Source organism: Fluoribacter gormanii (assembly GCF_900156395.1).
Classification (GTDB): domain Bacteria; phylum Pseudomonadota; class Gammaproteobacteria; order Legionellales; family Legionellaceae; genus Legionella; species Legionella gormanii.
Genome location: NZ_FTNL01000014.1, coordinates 80,586 through 104,324 on the forward strand (window position 1 = coordinate 80,586; position 23,739 = coordinate 104,324).

Consider the following 23,739-nt stretch of genomic DNA (forward strand, 5'->3'; position numbering starts at 1 on the left):
CCTAACCTTTTTGTTAAAATTTGAGATCCTAATAAAAATTATTAATTTTTATCAAGAAGATAAATAAAAACCAACACATCAAATATATGAGAGCCCTAGAGAAATAGATACAAAAGAACGATTCTTATAGATCATGGCGCATCGATTGCATATGTATGGAATTCTTCACTGGTGATCCGAAAATTATCAAAATCTCGAATGAAATTTGCTATATGATATGCTAATGAAAAATTAGTATGTTCTCCAAAAATATCATGATAAACCTCTTTAGGTGTTTCATCTAATTCAGCGCAACAGGTTTTTAGCAGAAAATCTGCGTATTTTTTATTTATTTCCCCCCATTTGTCCAATATGGTTTTAGCATTAGCAAGATGGATTTCATCTGTAAAAATACTTAATTTATTGAAATAATATAAATTACCCATAAGATAAAGGGCAAAAACCCGCGATTCCATATAGTGCATAGGAATGGCATTCAATACTGAGGGAATAAGAAGTTTAAGCATCAGGAATTTGCTATCGTCTAAATTCCTAATTACGAACAGTAAATTCCAGCTGTTATACAAATGCATCCATTCTTTATACACATAAAATTGACTAACTCTTTTGGGAAGTCGATTAACGATTAAGTCCGGTAATAAGCTGTATTTTCCCTCCTCTGTTATTGAGCTTTTCTCAGGTAAAACTAAATTTTTAAAAGAATAACCGTGAGAGGGTCGAAGGTATTCTAACAGACGAATAAGCGTAGCTCCTGCAAAAGCATTGTCAGCTGGATTTCCATCCTCCTTGTAGTTTTCTTCCCACGTTGCTTCCAAAATATTTAAACTCACATTTTTAACTGAATCATCATGCATTTCACCTAATGGAGGAGGACAAATCTTGGCATTCCAAAGCGCAAGTCCATGTTGCCTTATAAACTCTTTTGATTTTTTAACAATTTCTTCCTGACTAAGTTCCGCATCTCCCAATGCACGGATAAATGCTCCTTCCGTGATTACTGGATCAACAGAAACTAACTTTAAGCTTTTAAAAAGAGAAAAGTCTTTTCTATTTGAACAAAAGAAGAAATTATTGATAGGGTTTCCAGGATAATAAGTATTCCTTTGCTTTTTTGTAAAACTATATATATCTTCATTCAATGTGAAACTGTTTACCATAGTCACTGCAAATGCTTCGAATAAACATAGTAAATTCAACTGGATTTGCAGCTGTTCTGATATTTCGTTTAACTCTAAATCTGTAATTAATTTTTCGCGCTCTATAAAAGCAAGTAACTCACATATTGGCGGATTGTTTAGCAAACCTTTTTTCACAGAATCTATGAGTCGCTCCAGATCAATTGGTTCCTCTGCGAGTTTATCCAAGAAGTTTTTGAGCCCTTGATCACGAATTTCAAGTAAATTTAGCCGAAGATCATAGAGAATTTTTTGGATAATCGATGGATTGGATTGTTTATAAAGACATCTCGATACACGTTCTAAAAATTGTTTTGCTAACTTCCTTGTCATAAAGAAATCCATTTATTTACAAAAATAAAGTATATGTCTTTAGGAAAGTTTTTTAAATATAAGGGGGCTCTACCTGATTTCTTCTCCATTTGGAGGAACCACAATAGCAAAAGGTTCGCTAGGACTGCCCTCGATGACTTTATTTAATAGCTTAACCCTTATTAAAACATTCATTGTTTTACTGTCTTCGGAACATTTTATTGCATTCGGCTCACGCTTGCAGTTTGCGACTTGATGCACTGTATCTATAGGGCTGTTATCGATATCGATCACTTTTTGGTTTTTCAAATCGATAATCGCTAATTCTAAATGACTCAGCTTCCATTCGTTTCCTTCTGCAGTATATCCCACACGCCGTTCATGAACCAGGGTAACTTTTTGCCCTCTTTTTAGAGTAGTTTGATATTCCCACACGGGTTGTTCTACGGTCAACTCACTTTCCACAATATTATTTCTTTGTTGAAATGCCTTTTCCATATTGATGTAACCCCAACCATATGTTCGATTCCAGGCTGAGCCCATGATTTTAGTATGCCCCGAATCCATTGAACCTGAATCAGTCCAAGTATCCGCACTATTAATGAGCAACGCTTTAATAGCCATAGGATTTTGAATCCCTGCATCTTGCAATAATAATGCTGACGCACCGACATGGGGAGCTGCAGCGCTAGTCCCACCCATAAGACGATAACCGTCTTTATAGTTCATCGCATTCGAATAGACAAAACCATAAATTTTAGGATCAGGGGCGCACGTCATCGTATCATGGCCAGGAGCAGTTAAATCAGGTTTGCGTCTACCAAAAGGTGTAGGGCCTCGACTGCTGGTATTCTTAATATGATGTTTGGTTCTATCTGCGGTTTTGACAGTTGTTTCATTTTCAGTGACAAGTGTATTCATATTGGCAACAGTAAGCGCATTATAATTATCGCCAGGGACTGTTAATGTAGAGGCAAAGGTAAATTGATGCGATGGTTCGATATATCCAGCATTCCCTGCTGATTTTACCCAAAGGATTTTTTGAGTATTTACTACATAATCTATGACTTTTGCAAGCCCACTCCATTCAGGACATGCAGGACAATTTAAATCGAGCCGACCATTTCCCATACTGTAATTAATAATAGTGGGTTTCAATTCAGCACGATTCAACATCCAATCCAAAGTTTCCATCGAACGCATAATACTTGATGGATCAGCGTTTTCCTCGCCTGCTAATCCAGAAACAATGGCTGAAGCACCATAAGCGATACCTTTATATTTTTCATGATTACTGGCATAAATACAGGCTACGCCGGTTGCATGAGGTTCTTTGACACCATTAATCAGATTAGAATATCCTGATCCTACATCCTGGCGTACTACTAATCGTTTACTGGATAAAGCGGGATGTAGAGGATCCACTCCTGTATCGATTATACCAATAATTCCTTTTTGACCAGTATAACCATGATCCCACCAATTACTTACATTAGGGTAAAAGGATGATGGTGTCAGTTTTAAAACTTGGGCTGTAACATCCAACTCTGGCATGGCTGCTGGATTTGAAGAAATTTGTGCTGCTGCATTTAAACCAGCAATACGATAGAGCAAGTTACGATCTCTTGGAATTTGTATTCCTACTGCTGGCATAAATCCTAAATCTTTTATGCTTACATTAGGGATTCTTTTTATTTCCTCAATAAATGATTCTTTTTCTGCAAAATTATGTAAAAAAACCAGCAGTGATAAAGGAGCATGTGAAGAGGATCTGGAATGTTTTAAAGTTTGGAGGACGTCAGCATCAATAATAGCCCTTGCCGAAAGAACAGGACTTACAGTGAGTAAAATTATCGCAAGATAAGATCTTTTGAGTATACGCCACATACAGCACCCTCATTTTTGAGTTTCAATATAATGAACAAAGTTTACCTTCTCAGTTGGCAAATCATTGTTCTCATCTCAGTAATGAATAAAATGATTTTAAAACAAGGAATCGAAAGAAGATAGCGGTCTTTAAAAAAAATATAGTATATCAATAGCATACTGCTCCTTGGTCATAGAGGAGCTATTGTAACTTTGTTAGGACGAGATTTTTTTATTATTCTTCCAAAAGGTAAGTTACAGCAGAAAATTTTAATGATACATTTTGTCTCTCAACAAATTAGAGATAAATAATGACAAGGACGCTTTTTTCTTCAGCACTCATACTGTTTTGCTCTATTGCTTCTGCACAAGATCAGATGATTGAGGATTTTTTTAAAGATGTGAATCCATCTGCAATTTCCACCAAGAAGGAAAATAATATACAGGCGAGTCATTTTCGTATTGTCGAAATTGACCTCAGCCAACTCTATGCAGAACTGGAGAACGTACCCCATCGAGATGAATTAAAATCAGGAGCTGCATCACAAATTGCCCTACCTCTGCCCGATGGAACCACTAAGCTATATCAGGTTGTCGAAAACAGTACATTACACCCGGAGCTCAGTGCAAAATTTCCCACAATTAAAACCTATGATGCTTATGGAGTTACTGATCCAGGTGAGTTCGTCAAGCTCGATCTTACCCCTCAGGGATTCCATGCAATGATTCTCAGACCTGGACAGAGTCCAGTTTTTATTGATCCCTTAAGAAAAGGAAGCACACAATATTATATTATTTATAATAAAAAAGACTTTATAACATCCAAGCGCTTGAAATGCGGCGTCCAAAGTCAAAATCAATTTGCAACATCGCCTGTTAGTTCAAAACATTTTGCTCGTTTTAATTCTTGCCAACTCAAAAAATACCGCTTGGCCATGGCAGCAACAGCAGAATACACTCAATTTCAAGGCGGGACAGTAAACGATGCATTGGGTGCAGAAGCAACCACGATAAATAGAGTGAACGGTGTTTATGAAATTGATATGGCCATTACAATGCAAATTATTGCTAACAATAATCTCATTATCTATACAGATCCTAATAATCAGCCCTATACACACGGTGTTCCCGAACAGATGATCAATGAGAATCAACAGAATGTGAATCAAGTTATTGGTGCAGCTAATTATGATATAGGCCATGTTGTGGATTCAGCAGGAAGTGGTCTTGCAGGACTTTCCTGTGTTTGTAATGATGGACGTAAAGCAAGAGGAGTCACAGGTCAAGCCAAGCCAGTAGGAGACCCTTTCGACATTGACTATGTAGCACACGAAATGGGACATCAATTTGGCGCTAATCACGTCCAAAATAACAGTTGTCAAAGGAATGGGCCCACAGCTGTAGAGCCTGGAAGTGGTAGCACCATTATGGGTTACGCTGGAATTTGCGCCCCTAATGTTCAAAAGAATTCAGATGCTTATTTTAATGGCATTAGTCTTCAAGAAATGGGAAATTTTGTCTCCAATCCTTCGCATACCTGCCCCGTTACAACAGACATTCCTGATGCTCCTGTGATTTCTAGCACTAATGGAGGGGCTATTATTCCTGCTCAAACCCCTTTTGCTTTGACTGCATCAGCAACTAAAAATGGCGGCACCGAAGTGTTAACCTATACCTGGGAACAAATGAACAACGAAGTATCTCCCCAGCCTCCAGTCAGCTCAGCAACTGTCGGACCCAGTTTTAGAAGTTTTTCACCGCAACCGACAGGAACCCGTTTCTTCCCTAATCTCAACGCACTCAGCAATGGAGGTCCTTTTACCTGGGAAGTTATACCTTCAGTTTCTCGGATTATGAAATTCAGAGTTTCAGTACGTCGGAATACCCCGGGAGGATCTTGCAATGCATATACTGATACAACTATAACTACAACGAGTAATGCGGGTCCGTTTATCGTGACATCACCTACTAGTAAAGGCATCAGCTGGACTGGTTTATCACCACAAACCATTACCTGGGATGTTGCAAATACTAATTTTTCTCCAGTTAATGCCAAGAATGTAAACATCCTTTTATCTATTGATGGCGGAAAAACATTTCCCTATACCCTATTATCAAACATAACAAACAATGGACAAGAACAAATCTGTGCTCCTAACTTAAACACAACTACGGCTCGGATTATGGTGCAAGCGAGCAATGGAACTTTCTTTAATATTTCAAAAAACAATTTCTCAATCATTGCAGTACCAACTAAAGCACCGGTATTGACGGCAGCCGAGCGTGATCCAATGAGTACCCATAAAGCATTTGTCTTATATGCTGATTGTATTCCCGTATCCAATAATGTTTATACAGTGAATGGCTTACCTGGGGCAACCGTGAAATTGGATATCAAGAATCACCGCTTTGTCATAGAAAACATCCTGACGCCGAAAAGAGTCCCTAATGTCACTATTACGGCGACGAATGAAAGTCACATAAGTCAAACCTCAAACCCAATTACTATTCCCAGTATTTTATAAAAGGCTTACTATGAATAAACAATCCATATCAACAGTCATCGCTTGTATCCTCTCATGCAATGCATATACAGGCGTTTATTCCGGTCTTAATTTAGGTGTTAATACAGTTACTGTACACAAAAATTTGAGCTATCCTCTTGAAGAAAGTACACCCACTTCTTCCAGCTTTAACAACGCATATACCAATTTTCACGGACAAATCATAGCAGGATATGAATTGCCCTGGAGCGCAAAATTTTCTACTGCTTTAGAATTGGATGCAGATCTATTCACCGGGAAGTCACGATATAAAATCGATGAATGGTTCTTTAATGAAGATGTTGATGCAGAAGAACAATTAGAATATGGATTCTCCTTCTTTTTACTACCCACCTACCAATATAATGAGTCAGCTCGTTTTTTTGTAGGGCCAGGAATTTCAGGAAGCCGTTTTGCAGTTAACATGAACAATACTGCAGGGAATGTTGGAGTCAGTGTGAATTTCAAAAAATGGTTAATCGGTGGGGGCTTAAAGGCAGGAGCAATCACCAAACTAACTAATAACCTCGACCTACTCTTGACGTATCAGTTCACTCAGTACAACAGTACGGAACGAACTCAAATTGAACCGTTATCTGATGAAACATTACAAGGACGTTATAGACCGAATGTAAATACTGTCTTAATCGGACTTAGAGTCCATATGCCAGAACTAGCAGCTAAAACTAAATGATGTGTCTTAATCGTGCAGGTTGGAAAAGTTGGGATATTAATAGAAAATTTATTAACCCGCGATGTTATAAGATAGTCTTTAAGAATAATGCTTCGCCAACCAAACAGACTCGAATTAAATCGAGCCTGTTTGGCAATTAATAAATTGAATTACTTTTATGGTTTGTTAACTGAAAAAGAAGGTTGATCCTGTTCTTCTTTAGGTTCTGTGAGTTTCCCTGTGTGTGTATTGAATCGAAATATATAACGATGCTGGGGGCCTTTAGATTTTTTGCTTTGAAGTTGCTTCATTACATTACCTGTTTTAGAATCCAGGAAAAACATATTCTGAGCTGCAGAAACAGGCTTATCTTCTTTATTTTTTTTATCAAAATCTTCTTGATGAGTCTCAATATCCAGATCCAACTTAAACATATATTTTTTCATCTGCCTATATTGTTCAGATCTTGGGGAATTTTTCCTCTTTTTCAAGGAAAACTGAGTATCATCTTCTGATTGTTCTAGAGAATCCTTTTTCCGCTTTTTTAAATGATTCTCTGGTTCGGTTTCTGGCGGCTGTTTACCATAGAACGCATCTTCCAACTTTCTAAAATCTTCATTATTTAACTCTAATTTAAGCAATGAATCGTCGGTTTCTTGTGGCATTTTGCCATAGAACGCATCTTTCAGTTGCTTTAGGTCTGTATCATCTAAGTCTAATTTAAGAAAATGGTTGTAGGGATTAGGCATGAAAACTCCTATTTAAGAATAAAAGCCGCATATACTATCAATTGGACTTCTTTGGCGTCAACGTGATAAAAAGTTACTATCAAGGCAGGTATATCAAGCGTGAAGTTTCTGCAAGACTGCGTAACATCACATAATCTTGCTCCCCTATCAGATAATAAATTTGCTGGACAAGCTAATAACTTTTGTCCAGCAATGGCATTTATAAAATAATTGTAATGAAGTTTATATACTTTTTATGGATTGTGGTTTTTCGCTTTGCTCAAGATCTTGCATCAGTTGATTTAGTTTTTTATCTGTCTCGCAGCGAAAGGTTTCTAACCCAACAATGAGTCGGGTATCGAATGAATCTCTAACGATATAATTGTCAATGCGACTCATGAAACCACTAATAAAATGGGTGAACCCCAAACCTTGCGGTAGATATTGATCTTCATCGAAGTCTGGGTCATCTGTATCTAAACTTAATTCTTCTATTAGCTGTTCTAAATCCAGCATATCAGGTTTGTCTGGAGATTCGTGGTAAAAGGTTATGGATTTCTTATCCTTCGCTGTTTCAGCAAATTGAGCTGGATAGAGTGCTTTAGCTAACTCAAGATGCAGTAGGCTTTGCAAATAGCCAATTACTTTGATAGAGAAGAATCTAACTTGATCACTACGTATACTATCATTCCACATATCTTGAGGGTCTTTAATATTAATAATGTCAGATTTGCCCAGAGCAATCCGATATGCTTCTTCCAAAAGAAGAGCAGGATCCATTGCATTTTCTAAGGAAACTGGATTTTTAGATCGTATTATATTTTTTAGTTTGATAAGCTCTTCCAAAACATTTGCATCTGTGTATTGCATGAGATTAGATTTATGATTACAGTACTTGCATGTTTTTAGCGCATTAACTAACGGTTTAAACAACCCTTCGTGAATCATTCTTATAGTGAAAGCTTGTTGTTTTTCTAACGCAATCTCAGCTTCTCTTAATTGCTTTGATGCTTCTTCTTGGCCATTAGCATTGCTTGTTGGGATGTTGTCAAAATAAGGAAGCAAGAACTCAACCATCTGATGCTGACGTCTCATACGTGCTATTTTGAGAGGAGCCTCTGCATACAACACTTGCCATGTTTTTTGGCTTTCTACAGCTTTGGATGTCACATTCTCTTTCACATGTTGAGGCAACAGCAAAGTAGGATTAGCATCTAAGATTCGTTTGGCAGTCTCTAGGTCATTGTCGATTACAGCTTGAACAAGATTTAGATAACCGGTTTCATTAGACTCTGCTCGAAAAAGCCCAAATGACGTGCAGGTAAGTGCTAGGCTAGCTAAGCTTTTGGGGTCGTGAAGGTGACCACGTATGTATAATTTCATTTCATCGGGTAGTTGACTGAACTTATCTTCTGATGTTGATGGCTTTCTTGTTTTCATGTTATTTTGCTAATGTGATTAAATTTGATGATGCATTTTATATCAACTACTCTAGCAATTGCTACACTTTTCGGACAAATATTGGTCATCATTCTGATTTTCGAGTCTTTTCTGTAAGGTCAGCATAATACCTTACACTCTCAACTCAATCCCCGCCATCTTAGAGCAATTCTTTAATGAAACTTGCTTAACTGGGGTGTAACATTTTGGTTGACCACGCCAGTATTTACTTTAAAGATACTTCCACAAGGTCGGTGAAGCTCAATAGCACAAACATCACTTTGCTCGCTCTCGTCCAGCATAGGAACCACAAGCAACCATTCTTTTACCTCAACAAATTACATGGCAACATCATCTTCTAGGATTAATTTAAGTCTGATTTCAACAGTGCTGATGCTCAGTGCGCTACAGATTTTTCCAAGAGTGTAATCATTCAAGAGCTCGTTAATTGCTCACAGATAATCGGCGATTTTACTTTGCTTTGTTCGGATTGTTGCGAATGAGTAAATGTCTCTTTGACCAACGTGAGTTTATCTGTCTCTTTATTGATGGAGTTGCCTCTTGAAATGACAGAGGCTATAGGCTAACGATTCATGCTGTCACTAGTCACGCAGGCTTGCCGGAAGGTCAGAATCAAGCTAAAAATAGCGCACTACAAAAATTAAATTGACACACTGCAGGCCAATTTGATATGTTAATCCAATAATAGATAAAATTTAACCAAACTGCTATCCATATGAATCACCGCGATACGAACAAGAGCAATAATTACCCTGCAGTGTTTACTGTAAAGGTATCGCCATGCCACGATTCATTAACAACAACAATCTCTTCAGTAGCCATTATTATTATTTTGCCCTCTTTACCCTAGAGCGGTTAGCTGTTTCTTATTCCCGAACCTCTCTAGGGAGGAAGCATCGGGTAATTAGAATCATTGCTTTATTAATACTGGAGGGTATCGTGACTCAAACCAACTTTTTAAATTTAAAAAACAATTGCTGGCCCTTTGTCATGTGGTTTTTTCCACTTTCATTTTTTGCACTTCAATTTATTTTGCGTCTTTGGCCTGGATTGATGATGCAAGAAATAATGAGCCAATTTTCAATAGATGCTGCCAGTTTTGGTCTCTTAGCCGCTTTTTATTATTATGGATATGCCGGAATGCAAATTCCTATGGCGATATTGCTCGAAAAATTTGGCGCCCAAAAAGTAGTTTTTACCTTTACCTTACTTTGTGGATTAGGCGCCTTACTCTTTGCCTCAACCAATAATTTTTATCTGGCATTATTTAGTAGATTTCTAATTGGGGCGAGTTCTGCTGCTGGTTTTTTAGGGGTATCCAAAGTTATTTCTGAGTGGTTCAGTAGCAACCAATACTCTCAAATGGTTGGATTTTCTTTTAGTGTTGGGTTATTAGGAGCAGTCTATGGAGGCAAACCAGTATCACAACTGATTGCAACCTATGGTGGTCAGCATGTAGGACAGGTACTTGCACTTTGTTCTATCAGCATTGGACTATTGGCTTATTTAGTCTTGCGTACTCCAAAGAATATCAAAACCACAAAATCGAATGAAATAAATCTATCTTATTTATCTGTTTTATTCACTTCCAGGATATTATGGACTCTGGCCCTGGCAAATTTACTCATGGTTGGCGCACTGGAAGGTTTTGCCGATGTTTGGGGAGTATCTTATTTAACTACTGCCTATGGTTTTACTAAATCTGATGCCGCGTTTCTCGTATCATTTATCTTTGTTGGTATGTTATTTGGTGGACCATTACTTGCATTTTTGAGCAAAAAATTGGGAAATTATAAAGTTATAGGGTTCTGCGGAATTGGGTTGGCCTTAGCTTTTCTAGTGCTTCTCTCGGATCGTGTGAGTAATTGGTGGATACTTAGTATTCTATTCTTCGTTATTGGACTCATGTGCTGCTATCAAGTAATTGTGTTTGCAGCAGGATCTACACTTGTTTCCTCAAAACATTTAGGAATAACCATAGCCTTTTTAAATTGTATCAATATGTTTGGCGGCTCTTTTTTTCATACTTTAATAGGCAAAATAATGGATTATTACTGGGAGGGAAGTTTCACGGCAAATGGCTTGAGACAATACAGTATTCAATCCTATCATCATGCATTAGTTGTCATACCTTTGGGGGCTCTTTTGGGAACAGCATTGGTTTATTTGATTCACAAAAATGCCAAGAATCAAGTGCGTTTAGCCTCTGTTGAACAGACTACGGCTTCTTAAGCTTCATCGGATTAATGAAAATCAATTAATTGACTTAAGCTGCATTATAAACTCTTCGTCGATTTTATAATGCAGGCAATTATTTTGTATTTTTTCAATATACCCTAATTCCTCCAGTTTATTTAAAGCCGGGAGAATCTCTGGAGACAATTCATATCGAAATCGGGGTACCGAAGAATTCAATATTGCGTCCTTATCGACTACGAAAAACTCTTTTATATCCTTACAACCAGGGTTAGTTACATCATTTTTCATGACACTCATGAAATGAGGGTAATCATTAAAAAGCCTATCTAAATCCAATATTCTTTTCTTCTTTATATGTTCGGAATTTTTCCTATCATTCACGAATTTTTGTACTTGCCATCCACCCAGGGCAGTAGTAAAGCACCCGCTTAAAAAGCCTAATAAAAATGAAGTATCCATGTTGTTTTAAATTAAGATGTTGATGATGCGTAGCATGATCATTGCACAATTGAAAGTTGGTTAATTATATATCAAAGTATGAATAAAAGTAACGATAGTTGCTTCTAATATCTTGGGTTCTTTTAGGTAAGATACCTGCTTGCTTTTTCAACTAGGCATTACTAAACTACGTTTGGCTTGTTCTGTTTGAAACTTGTCTGCATGTTATATGACCACAATGCCAGAACTGTTTGCTTCACCTAACTCATCAAAAGAGGATAATATGCTTAAAAAATTCTTTATTTTTTTTATTTTGGTTCTAGCTGGCATGTTGACTGCCTGTGGTCCTATCTATAATACTGAGTACAGTTTTGTTCCGCCCAAATCAGATATAGCGAAAATGTGCACTGCCCAATGTATTCAAGGTAAAAATGATTGCGAGCAGAGTTGCCGGGTAGACAATGAAAATTGCCGCATGAGAGCCCAACAAAATGCGATGTTTGAATACAAACAATATAAAGAAGACCAAAGAAGAATGGGCCTACCGATTAGCAAGACTATAACTGATTTTGATCGAAGCAGAAGCTGTAGCAACTCGTGTCACTGTGAGTCGACCTATAGGGCATGTTATTCAGAGTGCGGCGGCGAGGTCAGAGAACATAAAGTATGCGTCGCTTTTTGTGACAAACAACATTGAAAAGATAAAAAATCTTTTATCTTTGTGACAGAAAACCAAAGCAAACCAGCAATTTATTGAATCAAATTGCTGGTTTTCATTTTTTACTTTTGCACCTCACAAACAGTCAAGTTATTTTACAATTTGAAAAACCTTTGCCACACTTTAGTTGATCCACTGCAAAGAGTGAAATAATAATGAAAAAAATAATCCTTTATTTTTTGGCCTTCATTGGCACTCTGACTATATTATTTTTTATCTCCCAATGGTTTGGCAGAGCTGGAACGACAATGTATGGGGGAAGTCCCGTGCCAATGCAAGCGGCAGTTGGAAAACCCGATTACACCGTTGGCTCTGTAGCAATGCGTGTTACAAACCAGTCTTCTGGAAATCAACCTGCAGAAAATGTGATGCGGGGTATGATTATTCGTAATGCGAATATTTCCCTGCAAGTGAATAACATTAATTCAGCAATGGAAAAAATCGCTCAACTAGCAGAAGACTCAGGAGGGTATGTTGTAAGCTCCAATTTAACCCAAGATAATAATGCAGCAAATAATACTACTGCAGATATCAGTATAAGAGTACCTGCTCAGGGATTAAATAATGTATTAACTGCCTTGAAGTCACTCGCAACCCAAGTCGTACAAGAATCAGTAACTGGTGAAGACATTACCCAACAATTTGTCGATTTACAAAGCCAGTTGAGTAATTTACAAAAAGCTAAAGAACAGCTATCAAAAATTATGGCTGGCGCTAAAAAGACATCCGATGTTCTTAGTGTATTCAAGCAATTAAGCGACACCCAGGGACAAATCGATGTAATCCAAGGACAAATTAAATATTTCAAAGAGTCAGTAGCTTATTCATTGATACATATTAACTTAAGCATGAACCCAATAATTCAAACGGAACAACAAAAACAGTGGAAAATCACTGAAACATTTATTGATTCGTATCATGCACTGGTCGATCAATTACGTAATTTTACCTATGGTTTGATCGCATTTTTTGTGTACTTTTTACCATTACTATTATTATGGCTATGTATCTTTTTGATTATTTTTTGGATAGGGAAAAAAATCTGGAATAATGTCAAAAAGTGATAATCTCGCGAATAGGAAACTGTATTTTTAAGAAATACCAGCCTGCATTGATAGGGGCTATTATTATTAAATACATGAAATAAAACTGACGGGAGTGCTTTGTGTTACGTCATTTTAAATCAAAACAGTTCATTGCCTTCATAGTGGCAGGAACAATTGCAGTTATGGTAAATTTCTGCAGCAGAATTTTGTATAGCTATGAGTTCAGTTTTTCAATATCAATTATCTTAGCCTATATTACAGGGATGATTGCATCTTTTATACTCGGTAAGTTATTTGTATTCAAGAACAGTCAGCAAACCTTCTTACGCTCGATTATGTTTTTTATCCTCATTAACTTAATTGGTATGCTACAAACCTGGTTTGTTAGTTTATTTCTTGCCTATCATATTTTGCCTGCTTTGGGTATTAAATCATTTACTTTAGAAATAGCACACGCAATTGGGCTTGTTTTTCCCACTTTTACAACGTATCTGGGACATAAATTTTTTACTTTTCGAGAACACATTTAATGTACTCAGCGAGCCTTTGCAAATGAGTTTAAAAATTCAGTCAGTCTTTCAACATCTTTTAAACTAATGGCATTGTAAATGCTGGCCCTGGCACCACCAACACTTCGATGCCCTTCCAAATACAATAACCCTGCTTTTTTTGCTGACAAGAAAAATTCTTCCTCCAAACGCTGGTTTGGGAGTAGGAAAGGAACATTCATTCGTGAACGATAGAGAGCTGATATAGAATTATGATAGAAATTACTTTGATCAATACATGTATAAAGCAATTTGGCTTTGACCAGACTTCGTTTTTCCATCTCTGCGACACCACCTTCCTGCTCTACCCAATCACAAATAAGTGATGCTACATACCAGGCAAAGGTTGTGGGTGTCGCTAAAAGTGAATGATTTTTATCCTGCATCGCATAATTAAATACAGCTGGTGTTTCAGGTAAAGCACGATCGAGCAAATCACGACGGACAATCACCAAACTCATACCTGCAATACCAAAATTCTTCTGGGCACATGCATAAATACACCCCAAACGGTTAAAATCAATCGGCTTTGAAAAAATATTGGAACTCATATCACTGACCAATACCATATCACCGACTTGAGGTACTTCTGGAAACTCAACTCCACCAATTGTTTCGTTGTCAGTGAAATGCAAAAATGCAGCATCTTGTCGTAATTCCCATGTTTCTTCAGGAGGAATAATCGTAAATTGCTGATCTTTACTACTTGCTGCCAAACGCACTTGTGTGTATTTTTGCGCTTCTTTTATAGCCATAGCAGACCAATAACCTGTTTCGATATAATTAGCAGACTGAAAACCTCGCGTTAAATTCATCGGGATCATTGCAAATTGAATTTGTGCACCACCCGGTAAAAAAAGGACAGCAAAATCATCAGGAACATGAAGCAAGCGTCGTACTGAAGCTTCCAACCGCTCTCCTAATTCAGCAAATTGGGAGGTACGATGACCAATAGTTAAGATTGACACACCTGTATTGTTCCAATTGAATAAATCTTTATGAATGATATCCAATACCTGGACAGGGAGTGTTGCAGGGCCTGCATTGAAATTAATGGGGCTGTACATATTATTTGTCCTTTATGCTAAGCAGAGCATCAACTGCAGCGTTTTATTTGAATCTTTTAATTATAGGAAAAAATAGATTTTTAGAGTGACTGCAATAAAAATGGATTGCTGGAAGGACAGTTTCTATTGGCTTTAATAATCAGATAATCTTGATTATTTAATGAAGTAAGCAGATTGTTATAAGGTTGCTGATTACTGGTGCATACGTTGACATTACTCACCCCCCCCAACAAAACACGACCACTCCAACTTGACGCCATAATGCAGTTAAAAGCCGCTGAGGATCCAACGTAAAAACAGGTTGCAACTTGAGAGTTCGATGAATCAACGGATATAGTGACATTAGACAGATCAACCGTTCTGGGTGGTGCGTTACCTCCTGTACCCAGAGCGATCGTTCCTGATAGGGTTACAGCATGCTCATTATTGATTAATGTGACATTATTATTTGAATCATAGGTGAGCACAATATTAGTATTAGGAACTGTAACAGTATAGGTGGTTCCAGATGGAACAGAAGGAGGATTGGGATTTGGATTTGCATTAGGAACTCCTGAGCCTATAGCTGGTAAGCTAGTACTGGTGAACGTAGAATTAAACAATTGGCCACTGAGTGCCGGATCATTTTGGCTAATATAACTTGCAGATACCAACGATAAGTTTTCATTATTGGAATTGGTCCAGGTCACTATATGATCTACTTTTTTATATTTAGAATTATTGGTAATCGTCCAGGTGCGGTAAAAGGTTGAATCAAACTCGGTAGTAATATCAGAGCCCGTTGTAATCGCATTATACCCGGCGATTGTGGAATAATTACGTAACTGTTCCATTTTTTGATTAAACAATTGCGTAGAGAGATAATCTTGATTGGTATTTGCCTTGGCTTTGATAAGGTGCACTTCAGTCTTGCTGCCAGCCACCATCCCAAAAATTAATAACGAGGTAACAACCATGGCTTCAACCAATCCCAAGCCTGTCTGTTTGCCAGGAGGGGAGTTGAATTGATGAGCGCTCATCGTCTCTCTCCTCAACTATGAAATCCTTAAAAATCTCGCCAGGTTCCTGGAACCTTGACAAAAGACCCAACTTTGTTCAATTGATTCAGGACCGTTGTACTATAAGTAATATTGGGTGAACCAGTAGATGTTATAGAACCTTCTACTACGGCTCCACCGATTATATCCAATGTTCCTCCCCCGCTATTATTCCAATCCCCTATTATATAAACCATACCATAGATCCTAGTGCTACCATTAGCTTGCAATGAACCATTAACTACCAAGACAACTGGATTAGTAGGAGAACCTATCGTGGCATTACCCGAGAAGCCGGCAGAACTTCCTCCTGTTTGGTTAATCCAAATGGATTTACCAACAACTCCATTTAAAAGACCACTGTAATTTGTAGTACTACTATTAGTATAGGTAATATCTGCAGATTGTTGGGCTAAAGTTTTTGTTGTACCAAAGAAGTCACTAAAAAATTGATCCGAGCTTAAACTGCTTAAACTTGAATCGTTGTGTACCACATCAGTCTGAAGACCAGCACTATTGGAGCCAGAACTTGTATTTGAGGCGGTGCTAGCCGAACCGCTTAAAATCGTATCCCCTCCATTCCAAATAGTTGTCCCTGTTGTCGTATTGGTAATGGTCAGGGAACCACTCAAGTTCACATTATTTTTTACAAGAAGAGGCACTGGTGTAGGTGCGGGAACAAAGGGATAAATCTGCATAATCTGAACTACAGTGGTTGAAGAAGTGTTATTATCAGCCGTTCCCTTGGAGGATACTGTAATGCGGTTGAAACTATTGTATACCGGGTTGCTATAAGTGATGGTATAGCTAGTATTATTACTAAAAGGTACATTGGTTATTTGCGCATTGGTATAGGTATCTATAAAACCATCATTGTTCGCATCAACAAGAATAGCTGTTTTATTAGCCTCCAGATAAGCTAATCCATACTCCAAACCGGCTTCAGCCGCCATGAATGATTGTGAGGTTCGATAAAAGTTATTTTCTATTTTTTGATCAAAATCGACTGTTTTGGTGGTTAATAGTGCAGTTATTGCAATTCCCAGTAGAATCATCACTGATGTAGCAAGCAAAACATAGCCGCGTTGATGTTTCATAGCACTAACCCTCCTCCTTTAATTCAGGGCTGAAATTTATCGTTACGTACCCGTATTACTTGAGTAAAGGTGCGGCTCACTGAATTATCAGAAATCAAACTACCCGTTAAATTAATAGTAACATTTCGTATCGTAAGCGTGCTAACTCCATTACTTAATGTGATAACCGTAGGTATCAGATTAAAAGATAAATTAGTCACCTGGATCTGATTGGGATCCGTTAAATTGATCCAGTTGCCGTTGTTACAATCAAAAAATGAGTCTGTTGCTGCTCTTGCTTGTAAGGCATTATTTGAGAGCCTAAATCCAAAGCGTTTATCATAACCGGCTGAATTTAACGAAGGCATAGTGCCATTTGAATCTGTGTCATAGGTGAATAATATACAGCTGCTAACAGGGACAGTAATATCATTAGCCGATGCAATAAAGGGATTGGTAATAGTCCCTGTACCTATATCATTAGCAGCATTTGCAGAATAGCCCGCTCGTCGTATTTCAATGGCCATCATATTCATTGCTGAACGTAATTGCTGATCAAGTCGATTAACTGCCATAACACTGTAAAAAGAACGCATTAAGGAAATGTAAATCGCGATACTGCCTCCTAACAAGAATAAGCCAATACCAATTCCTATTAGTATTTCGAGCAGAGTATAACCCTTGTGTTTTTTAATCGTTATTAAGGACATGTCTGGTATCCTGAAACAGTATTGGAACAAACAGTAACTAGCCCCATGCTGTTGGCATTAATCGTGGCTGATTTATCTGACAAAGTAACAGTTATAGAACCGCCAGAGGTAATTGTGCCATGAAATCCATCAAAAATAATGCTAGGGGCAGAAGCTGAGCCTGAAAATCCGATTATCGAAAGAGTAACAGGATTACCAGAGTAATCACTACTTTGCACTATGGTTTGAATGCCATTAACCAAACAACTGTTTACTACGGTGCAATCACATGGCGCAGTATCACTTAGTCCATAACACCAGGTTGCTGGCCTGAAACTAAGATAAAGGGTATTTTTTGTAGTAAGGGCTTCTGATTGCGCGATTTTAATATAATTATACAATTCCTCCGTTCCTGTCCTTACGCGCTTTTGATTCATAAAATTTGTGTAGGAAGGAAAAGCAATCCCCATAACGATTACGAGTATTGCGATGGTAATCATTATCTCGAAAAGGCTAAAACCTCTCAGTTTATTGGCGCTAATCCTTTGAACGGCCATAAAGAATTCCATTTTCTTAAGCAATCTCAAAATGAGTGATACATATTCTTAGTTTAGTCTAAGATTAAAGAGAGTAATTCAGGAGAGTTTTTAAAATGGATAATTTCAAGAAAAAAGAGGGATTTTCATTGATTGAATTGGTAATCGCTCTGGCTATCATTGCTATTCTTGTTTTGATTAGCATGCCAAGTTACTTTAATTATGTGATGCGTTCCAGACGAACAGAAGGGATTAACGCCCTAAACAGCATCCAACTTGAAGAAGAAAAATACCGTGGTCAAAACACGACTTATGGTACCTTGGCAGATGTTTGGGGCGGAGTAACTAGCACAGAAAATGGATACTACAGTTTATCAGCCACTAATAATACTGCAACGGGTTATACCCTTACTGCAACCGCCCAAGGTTCTCAAGCAAATGACACACAGAATGGCGTTTCCTGCAGCACTTTAACCTTGACGGTTAATGGACTCAATACTACCAGGACACCTCAGGCTTGTTGGTCACAATAAAACGATAAGGAGTGAATAGAAATCATTCGTTTCTAAAGAATAAATACGTTTTATTTTCATTATGCTAGCGTGACTTGCAATGGAAACTTGAAGATTATCGGAGCATCTTTACCCTTTACCTCCAATTCATTTCATGTCCTATACTTATTGAATAACAGTACTCAACCTGTGTGAGATTTAAAAATGGAAAGCGCATGGAAAGATAAGTTACATCAACAGCTAATAAAACAATTAGGGATGAAAAAAGGGAAAAATTTTGCTGAAAAATATCTTCCAGCATTATCAATAAGTTATTGTGAGCAACACACCATTGAAGAGGCAATAGAAGATCTCTCGCAAATTGCTAATCTATCGCTACAAAACCCATTAGCGATTGTTTTCTTTGAATCACCACGTGGCGAACATCCATTACACATTAAACTGTATCGATATGGCAGTTCTATTCCTTTATCGGATATCTTACCCATGATTGAGAACATGGGATTACGAACTTATACTGAAAGACCCTATAAAATCGCGATAGAACCCAACCAATTCATTTGGATTGGTGATTTTAATGTATCTTATTCCTATCCCAATTTACTCACCCTAGATCAAGTAAAAAACAATTTTAACGAAGCCTTGATAAAAATAAATGTTGGACTTTGTGAGAATGATGGGTTCAACAGATTGGTTTTAGGTGCGGGATTATCCTGGCGTGAAATAGTGGTCATTCGTGCTTACGCTAAATATATGCAACAAATTGGATTTCGCTTTAGCCAACAGTATATTGAGAAAACGATTTCCAACCATGCTCCCATTGCCAAAAAATTAATTGAACTATTTTGTTTGAAATTTAGTCTGAAACAGAATACTAAAATTAAAAACAAACGAGATGAATTGGAGCAAGAAATTCGAGCCGATATTGATGCCATTACCAGCCTGGATGAAGATCATATCATCCGTTTTTTCTGGTCTTTAATCAAAGCAACTCTTCGTACAAATTATTTTCAATTGGGTTCTGATGGCAATCCAAAAGACTACTTATCATTTAAACTCAACTCAGCCAAAGTACCTGATTTACCCCCCGGACAACCCATGTATGAAATTTTTGTCTATTCTACACGATTTGAGGGCATACATTTACGCAGTGCAAAAGTGGCTCGTGGCGGTATTCGCTGGTCCGATCGACCCGAGGACTTTCGTACAGAAGTTCTTGGTCTTATGAAAGCTCAAAAAGTAAAAAACTCTGTAATTGTACCTTCTGGAGCCAAAGGAGGTTTTATCTTAAAAAAAGCAACTAATATACTTGATCGAGAACAGATAAAGCATGAAGTAGTTGCTTGTTATCAATCATTTATCAGAGGATTGCTTGATCTTACAGACAATTTTGAAAATGACCAGGTTGTTTCACCGCTGAATACCATTTGCTATGATGATGCCGACCCCTACCTTGTTGTCGCTGCAGATAAAGGAACAGCTACCTTTTCAGATATTGCTAATGAGATTGCCAAAGAATACAAATTCTGGCTTGGAGACGCCTTTGCTTCTGGAGGATCTGCGGGCTACGATCATAAAAAAATGGGGATTACCGCGCGTGGTGCATGGGAGTCCGTTAAACGGCATTTTCGTGAAATAGATATTAACATTGAGAAACAAGATTTTACGGTTGTTGGTATTGGAGACATGAGTGGGGACGTATTTGGGAATGGTCTAACCTATACCAGTCATTCTCTTTTGATTGCAGCCTTTGATCATCGCCATATATTTCTTGATCCCAATCCTGACGGGCGTAAATCTTTTGAAGAGCGTCAACGCTTATTTAATTTACCCACTTCATCATGGGAAGATTTCAATCCCCGATTGATTTCCAAAGGTGGTGGTATTCACAAACGTTCAAGCAAATCCATTACCATTACCCCCGAAGTAAAAAAAGCACTTGATATAAATGCAGACTCTTTAACGCCCAATGAACTGATTCGGGAAATCTTAAAAGCACCCGTAGATCTGCTTTTCAATGGCGGTATTGGTACTTATGTAAAAGCATCAACGGAATCGAATGCAGATGTAGGTGACAAAACAAATGAATTTTGCCGTGTTAATGGTAATGCGTTGCGCTGCAAAATTGCAGGCGAAGGCGGTAATCTTGGTTTTACTCAACTTGGGAGAGTTGAATTTGCACTTACAGGTGGTTTAATCAATACCGATTCAATCGATAATTCAGCTGGAGTAAATTGCTCAGACCATGAGGTGAATATTAAAATTCTTCTCAATAAGGAAATAAATGAAGGAAAACTTACTGAAAAAAAACGCAACCAATTGCTTACCAAAATGACCGAGCAAGTGGCCCAACTCGTTTTACAAGATAATTACAATCAAGCATTAGTTTTAAGTTTTTCTGCAATTAATGCACTCGCTTATAGCGGTTTATATCAAGCATACATTAAGGAATTGGAAGGATTGGTGCATTTGGATAGAAATGTTGAATTTCTTCCTGATGATAAACATCTTTTGGAACGTAAAGCTGCGGGCCAAGGCCTAACGCGCCCTGAGTTGTCAATCGTTATGGCTTATACAAAAATCTATATTACGGGTGAGTTATTAAAATCTGATTTACCCGATGATCCCTATTTTTCAACCATACTGGAAACTGGCTTCCCTTCAATGTTGATGAAATCTTATGCCAAATCAATGCAAACGCATCGTTTGCGACGTGAAATTATTGCAACGCAACTCAGTAATCAGATTGTTAATAGCATGGGTATTACCTTTATGTACCGCTTACAAATGGAAACTGGACAATCAGTAGCAGACATTGCCCGTGCTTATATTATTGCATCAAAGGCTTATGGGATAGATGAATTACACCAATTAATTGATTCGCTTAATTATAAAGTAACAGTACAGACTCAATATGAATTACTTCATCATGTCAGACAACTAATGAATCTGGCAACTCGATGGTTCTTGCACCATAAACGTCTTGCAGGTGGAATTAGCAATAATATTTCCCATTACCGTCAATCTATAGCCAAACTTGAACAATCAATTCCCAACTTAATGGGAGGGGTTACGAAAGAATATCTTGATAAAATCGTTATTCAGTTTGTAGACATCGGTTTGCCTGAAGAGGCTGCCAAGAAAATTGCTGCAACTCGTGCTATGTATACCGTGTTAAACATAGTCGAAGTTGCGACACAAAACAAATTTGACTTGGGAAAAACTGCTGAAGTTTATTTTAAAGTAGGTAGCAAGTTCAGTCTGGTCTGGTTCCGCGACCAAATTGGTAATGATTCTCGTGAAGGCCATTGGAATAGCCTGGCACGCTTATCTTTGCGTGATGAATTGGACAACTTACAACGTCGTCTTACGATTGTCATTTTGCTAAACAATCAAAAAGGACTTAATTCGGAGGAACTGATTACCTATTGGTTCTCAAAAAACCCGTTTATTCAACAGCGATGGGAAAAATTGCTGGAAATGTTACTCGGTAGTTCAAGTATTGATTACACGATTTTCTTTGTTGCACTACGCGAATTATCAACCCTAATTGCAGTAGAGTAATAAAAAATCGCTACAAATCTCATCACTTGGATACGCAAAACATCACTGCCATTAATTTAAAAAAAACTGTCGTTCCCGCGAAAGTGGGAACCCACTTCCAGAGAGACATGATGTCACTGTAAAAATTAGATTTCTGCCTTCGCAGGAATGCCCCAAAATCTTAACTTAATGGCAGTAGTGTGAAGCACAATTCAGGAGTTTTTTTGCAAAAAATCCCAAACCACGTCCATCTCCCCTTTGTCCGAATGGAGCGTGATTCCCATTGTATTTTTGTATCCGTTGATGATACTTTGTTTGTGAATTAATTTAATGTTAATGCCTTCAGGAGATCTTTATGGATGAAGAATATAGGAAACAAGCTAAGTTAAAAATTACAAATGCCAAATATCTGGATCGTGAAGTTATCGCAAAAAAACCTGTAATTGATAAATACCTACAAGGGATTAATTTATTTTTACACATTGTTAATAAAACATTAAACGATTTTCATGAACTTTCCGATGCTTATCATGATCTGGCTATCATTTATTTTAATAGCTCCGAATATGAAAAATCAGCTCAATGCTATCTGGATGCTATTAAACAACTTCTGCAAACTCCTCTCAATGATAAAAGTTATAGAAAATTAACTGAGTTGTATATTGATTTAGCCGATGCGTGTTATGAATCATTAAATCAACCCGCAGGGGATGAGGCAATGGCAAATGCTATAAAAGCATTCGGCTGTATTAAAGAAAAAACTTTTGAGGAACAAAACATTGGTGACCCAGTTGTTAATTTCAAGCAATTTCATAGTCATTATGAAAAGAAACTCTCAACTGCTTCATATATTGCCTCATCTAAATTTGCTAATCATGAGCATTTACTGGGTGAGGGACAATTTGCAAAACAAGAACAAGCTCTTTTTGAACAATTTGAAGCAATATCAATTCATGAAATTCAACAAATTGATCACAGTATAGAAAGCATGTTAAGCCAACTTTCTTTATCAGCTGATAAACATCCATTTAGCCCCGTTTTAATCAATGAAACACCTAGCGATGGCGCTTATCGTAATATGGCAATGCAGCTTTTAGCACTTGCTCAATCCCAGGTTCAAAATCAACGGGTAACAAATACCATTGCAACATATAAACAAGTCATTAAAACATTACAAATGCTCAAAGACCCCCAACAAAGCGATCATCAAATCATTCAACATTTGGAAGAACAAATACACTATTTATCCAGGAAACCCATTAGCACAAAAACACAATTCCCTGCTACTTCACCTTCTATACCTCAAGAGAATCAAAGTTCATTTTTGGTAAGCCAGTCTGGAGCAAGTTTTTTTTATCAATCGTTACCTCAAGAAACAAAAGAAGAATGTTTTGAGAGTTATGATCAAGATATTGAAATGGATGACAATGGAATGAACATGTAAAGAGAATGTTCCACTAACGATTTGTTTTCCTGCATGCTTATGCCTCATCAGTTGAAGGAGGTCAAAGTGTTCGCAACTTTTGCGAATTCTTGGCCTCCTATAGAACGCCCCAAAATGTGTAACGGGCA

19 protein-coding genes are annotated in these 23,739 nt (G+C 37.6%); 9 read left to right on the plus strand and 10 right to left on the minus strand.

Features of this window, described 5'->3' with window-relative positions; genetic code table 11:
- Nucleotides 1-131: 131 nt before the first annotated feature.
- Together BW930_RS10090 and BW930_RS10095 are read right to left on the minus strand one after the other, a co-directional pair.
- Nucleotides 132-1,508, minus strand: coding sequence for a hypothetical protein (locus BW930_RS10090; protein ID WP_058468430.1), 1,377 nt, complete (start codon nt 1,506-1,508; stop codon nt 132-134).
- 69 nt (nt 1,509-1,577) lie between these two features.
- Complete coding sequence (locus tag BW930_RS10095; protein ID WP_058468431.1) at nt 1,578-3,374, minus strand: S8 family serine peptidase; 1,797 nt, start codon at nt 3,372-3,374, stop codon at nt 1,578-1,580.
- A gap of 290 nt (nt 3,375-3,664) precedes the next feature.
- Here BW930_RS10095 and BW930_RS10100 point away from each other — a divergent pair, with 290 nt between their 5' ends.
- Together BW930_RS10100 and BW930_RS10105 are read left to right on the plus strand one after the other, a co-directional pair.
- The gene (locus BW930_RS10100; RefSeq protein WP_058468432.1) at nt 3,665-5,878 is read left to right on the plus strand and encodes a reprolysin-like metallopeptidase; all 2,214 of its coding nucleotides are present in this window, start codon (nt 3,665-3,667) and stop codon (nt 5,876-5,878) included.
- Nucleotides 5,879-5,888: 10 nt separating this feature from the next.
- Nucleotides 5,889-6,590: an outer membrane beta-barrel protein gene (locus BW930_RS10105; protein ID WP_058468433.1), complete on the plus strand. Its 702-nt coding sequence runs from the start codon at nt 5,889-5,891 to the stop codon at nt 6,588-6,590.
- Between the two features lie 155 nt (nt 6,591-6,745).
- Here the strand turns inward: BW930_RS10105 and BW930_RS10110 are convergent, their stop codons facing one another.
- Both BW930_RS10110 and BW930_RS10115 read right to left on the minus strand, forming a co-directional pair.
- The gene (locus tag BW930_RS10110) at nt 6,746-7,318 is read right to left on the minus strand and encodes a hypothetical protein (RefSeq protein ID WP_058468434.1); all 573 of its coding nucleotides are present in this window, start codon (nt 7,316-7,318) and stop codon (nt 6,746-6,748) included.
- A 222-nt stretch (nt 7,319-7,540) separates the two neighbouring features.
- Nucleotides 7,541-8,737, minus strand: coding sequence for an F-box protein (locus BW930_RS10115; protein ID WP_058468435.1), 1,197 nt, complete (start codon nt 8,735-8,737; stop codon nt 7,541-7,543).
- A gap of 1,011 nt (nt 8,738-9,748) precedes the next feature.
- Between BW930_RS10115 and BW930_RS10120 the strand changes: the two genes are divergently transcribed.
- Nucleotides 9,749-10,990 (plus strand): MFS transporter, encoded by a 1,242-nt coding sequence (locus BW930_RS10120; protein WP_115266262.1) that lies wholly within the window; start codon nt 9,749-9,751, stop codon nt 10,988-10,990.
- A 21-nt stretch (nt 10,991-11,011) separates the two neighbouring features.
- Here the strand turns inward: BW930_RS10120 and BW930_RS10125 are convergent, their stop codons facing one another.
- Nucleotides 11,012-11,416, minus strand: a complete 405-nt coding sequence (locus BW930_RS10125; protein ID WP_058468437.1) for a hypothetical protein — start codon at nt 11,414-11,416, stop codon at nt 11,012-11,014.
- 262 nt (nt 11,417-11,678) lie between these two features.
- On the opposite strand from BW930_RS10125, the gene BW930_RS10130 reads away from it, so the two are divergent.
- The 3 genes from BW930_RS10130 (at nt 11,679) to BW930_RS10140 (ending at nt 13,689) form a co-directional block, all read left to right on the plus strand.
- Complete coding sequence (locus BW930_RS10130; protein WP_058468438.1) at nt 11,679-12,092, plus strand: hypothetical protein; 414 nt, start codon at nt 11,679-11,681, stop codon at nt 12,090-12,092.
- Nucleotides 12,093-12,268: 176 nt separating this feature from the next.
- On the plus strand, nt 12,269-13,177 hold the full coding sequence (locus BW930_RS10135) for a DUF4349 domain-containing protein (protein WP_058468439.1): 909 nt from the start codon (nt 12,269-12,271) through the stop codon (nt 13,175-13,177).
- A gap of 101 nt (nt 13,178-13,278) precedes the next feature.
- Nucleotides 13,279-13,689: a GtrA family protein gene (locus BW930_RS10140; RefSeq protein ID WP_058468440.1), complete on the plus strand. Its 411-nt coding sequence runs from the start codon at nt 13,279-13,281 to the stop codon at nt 13,687-13,689.
- Nucleotides 13,690-13,694: 5 nt separating this feature from the next.
- Here BW930_RS10140 and serC read toward each other — a convergent pair whose 3' ends face one another.
- The 5 genes from serC to BW930_RS10165 all read right to left on the minus strand — a co-directional run bounded on the left by serC (nt 13,695) and on the right by BW930_RS10165 (nt 18,133).
- Nucleotides 13,695-14,774 (minus strand): 3-phosphoserine/phosphohydroxythreonine transaminase, encoded by a 1,080-nt coding sequence (serC, locus tag BW930_RS10145; RefSeq protein WP_058468441.1) that lies wholly within the window; start codon nt 14,772-14,774, stop codon nt 13,695-13,697.
- An 80-nt stretch (nt 14,775-14,854) separates the two neighbouring features.
- Nucleotides 14,855-15,793, minus strand: a complete 939-nt coding sequence (locus tag BW930_RS10150) for a hypothetical protein (RefSeq protein WP_058468442.1) — start codon at nt 15,791-15,793, stop codon at nt 14,855-14,857.
- Nucleotides 15,794-15,819: 26 nt separating this feature from the next.
- Nucleotides 15,820-16,908: a pilus assembly PilX family protein gene (locus BW930_RS10155; RefSeq protein ID WP_058468443.1), complete on the minus strand. Its 1,089-nt coding sequence runs from the start codon at nt 16,906-16,908 to the stop codon at nt 15,820-15,822.
- A 23-nt stretch (nt 16,909-16,931) separates the two neighbouring features.
- Nucleotides 16,932-17,597: a prepilin-type N-terminal cleavage/methylation domain-containing protein gene (locus BW930_RS10160; protein WP_058468444.1), complete on the minus strand. Its 666-nt coding sequence runs from the start codon at nt 17,595-17,597 to the stop codon at nt 16,932-16,934.
- Nucleotides 17,588-18,133: a GspH/FimT family pseudopilin gene (locus tag BW930_RS10165; protein ID WP_058468445.1), complete on the minus strand. Its 546-nt coding sequence runs from the start codon at nt 18,131-18,133 to the stop codon at nt 17,588-17,590. Before BW930_RS10165 ends, BW930_RS10160 begins: the two co-directional genes overlap by 10 nt.
- Before the next feature lie 95 nt (nt 18,134-18,228).
- Here BW930_RS10165 and BW930_RS10170 point away from each other — a divergent pair, with 95 nt between their 5' ends.
- From BW930_RS10170 to BW930_RS10180, 3 genes are all read left to right on the plus strand, one after another.
- Nucleotides 18,229-18,645 (plus strand): type IV pilin protein, encoded by a 417-nt coding sequence (locus tag BW930_RS10170; RefSeq protein WP_058468446.1) that lies wholly within the window; start codon nt 18,229-18,231, stop codon nt 18,643-18,645.
- A 183-nt stretch (nt 18,646-18,828) separates the two neighbouring features.
- A complete protein-coding gene (locus tag BW930_RS10175; RefSeq protein WP_058468447.1) occupies nt 18,829-22,188 on the plus strand; it encodes an NAD-glutamate dehydrogenase in 3,360 nt (1,119 codons plus the stop codon).
- A gap of 334 nt (nt 22,189-22,522) precedes the next feature.
- The gene (locus BW930_RS10180; RefSeq protein ID WP_058468448.1) at nt 22,523-23,611 is read left to right on the plus strand and encodes a hypothetical protein; all 1,089 of its coding nucleotides are present in this window, start codon (nt 22,523-22,525) and stop codon (nt 23,609-23,611) included.
- The last annotated feature ends 128 nt before the right edge of the window (nt 23,612-23,739 follow it).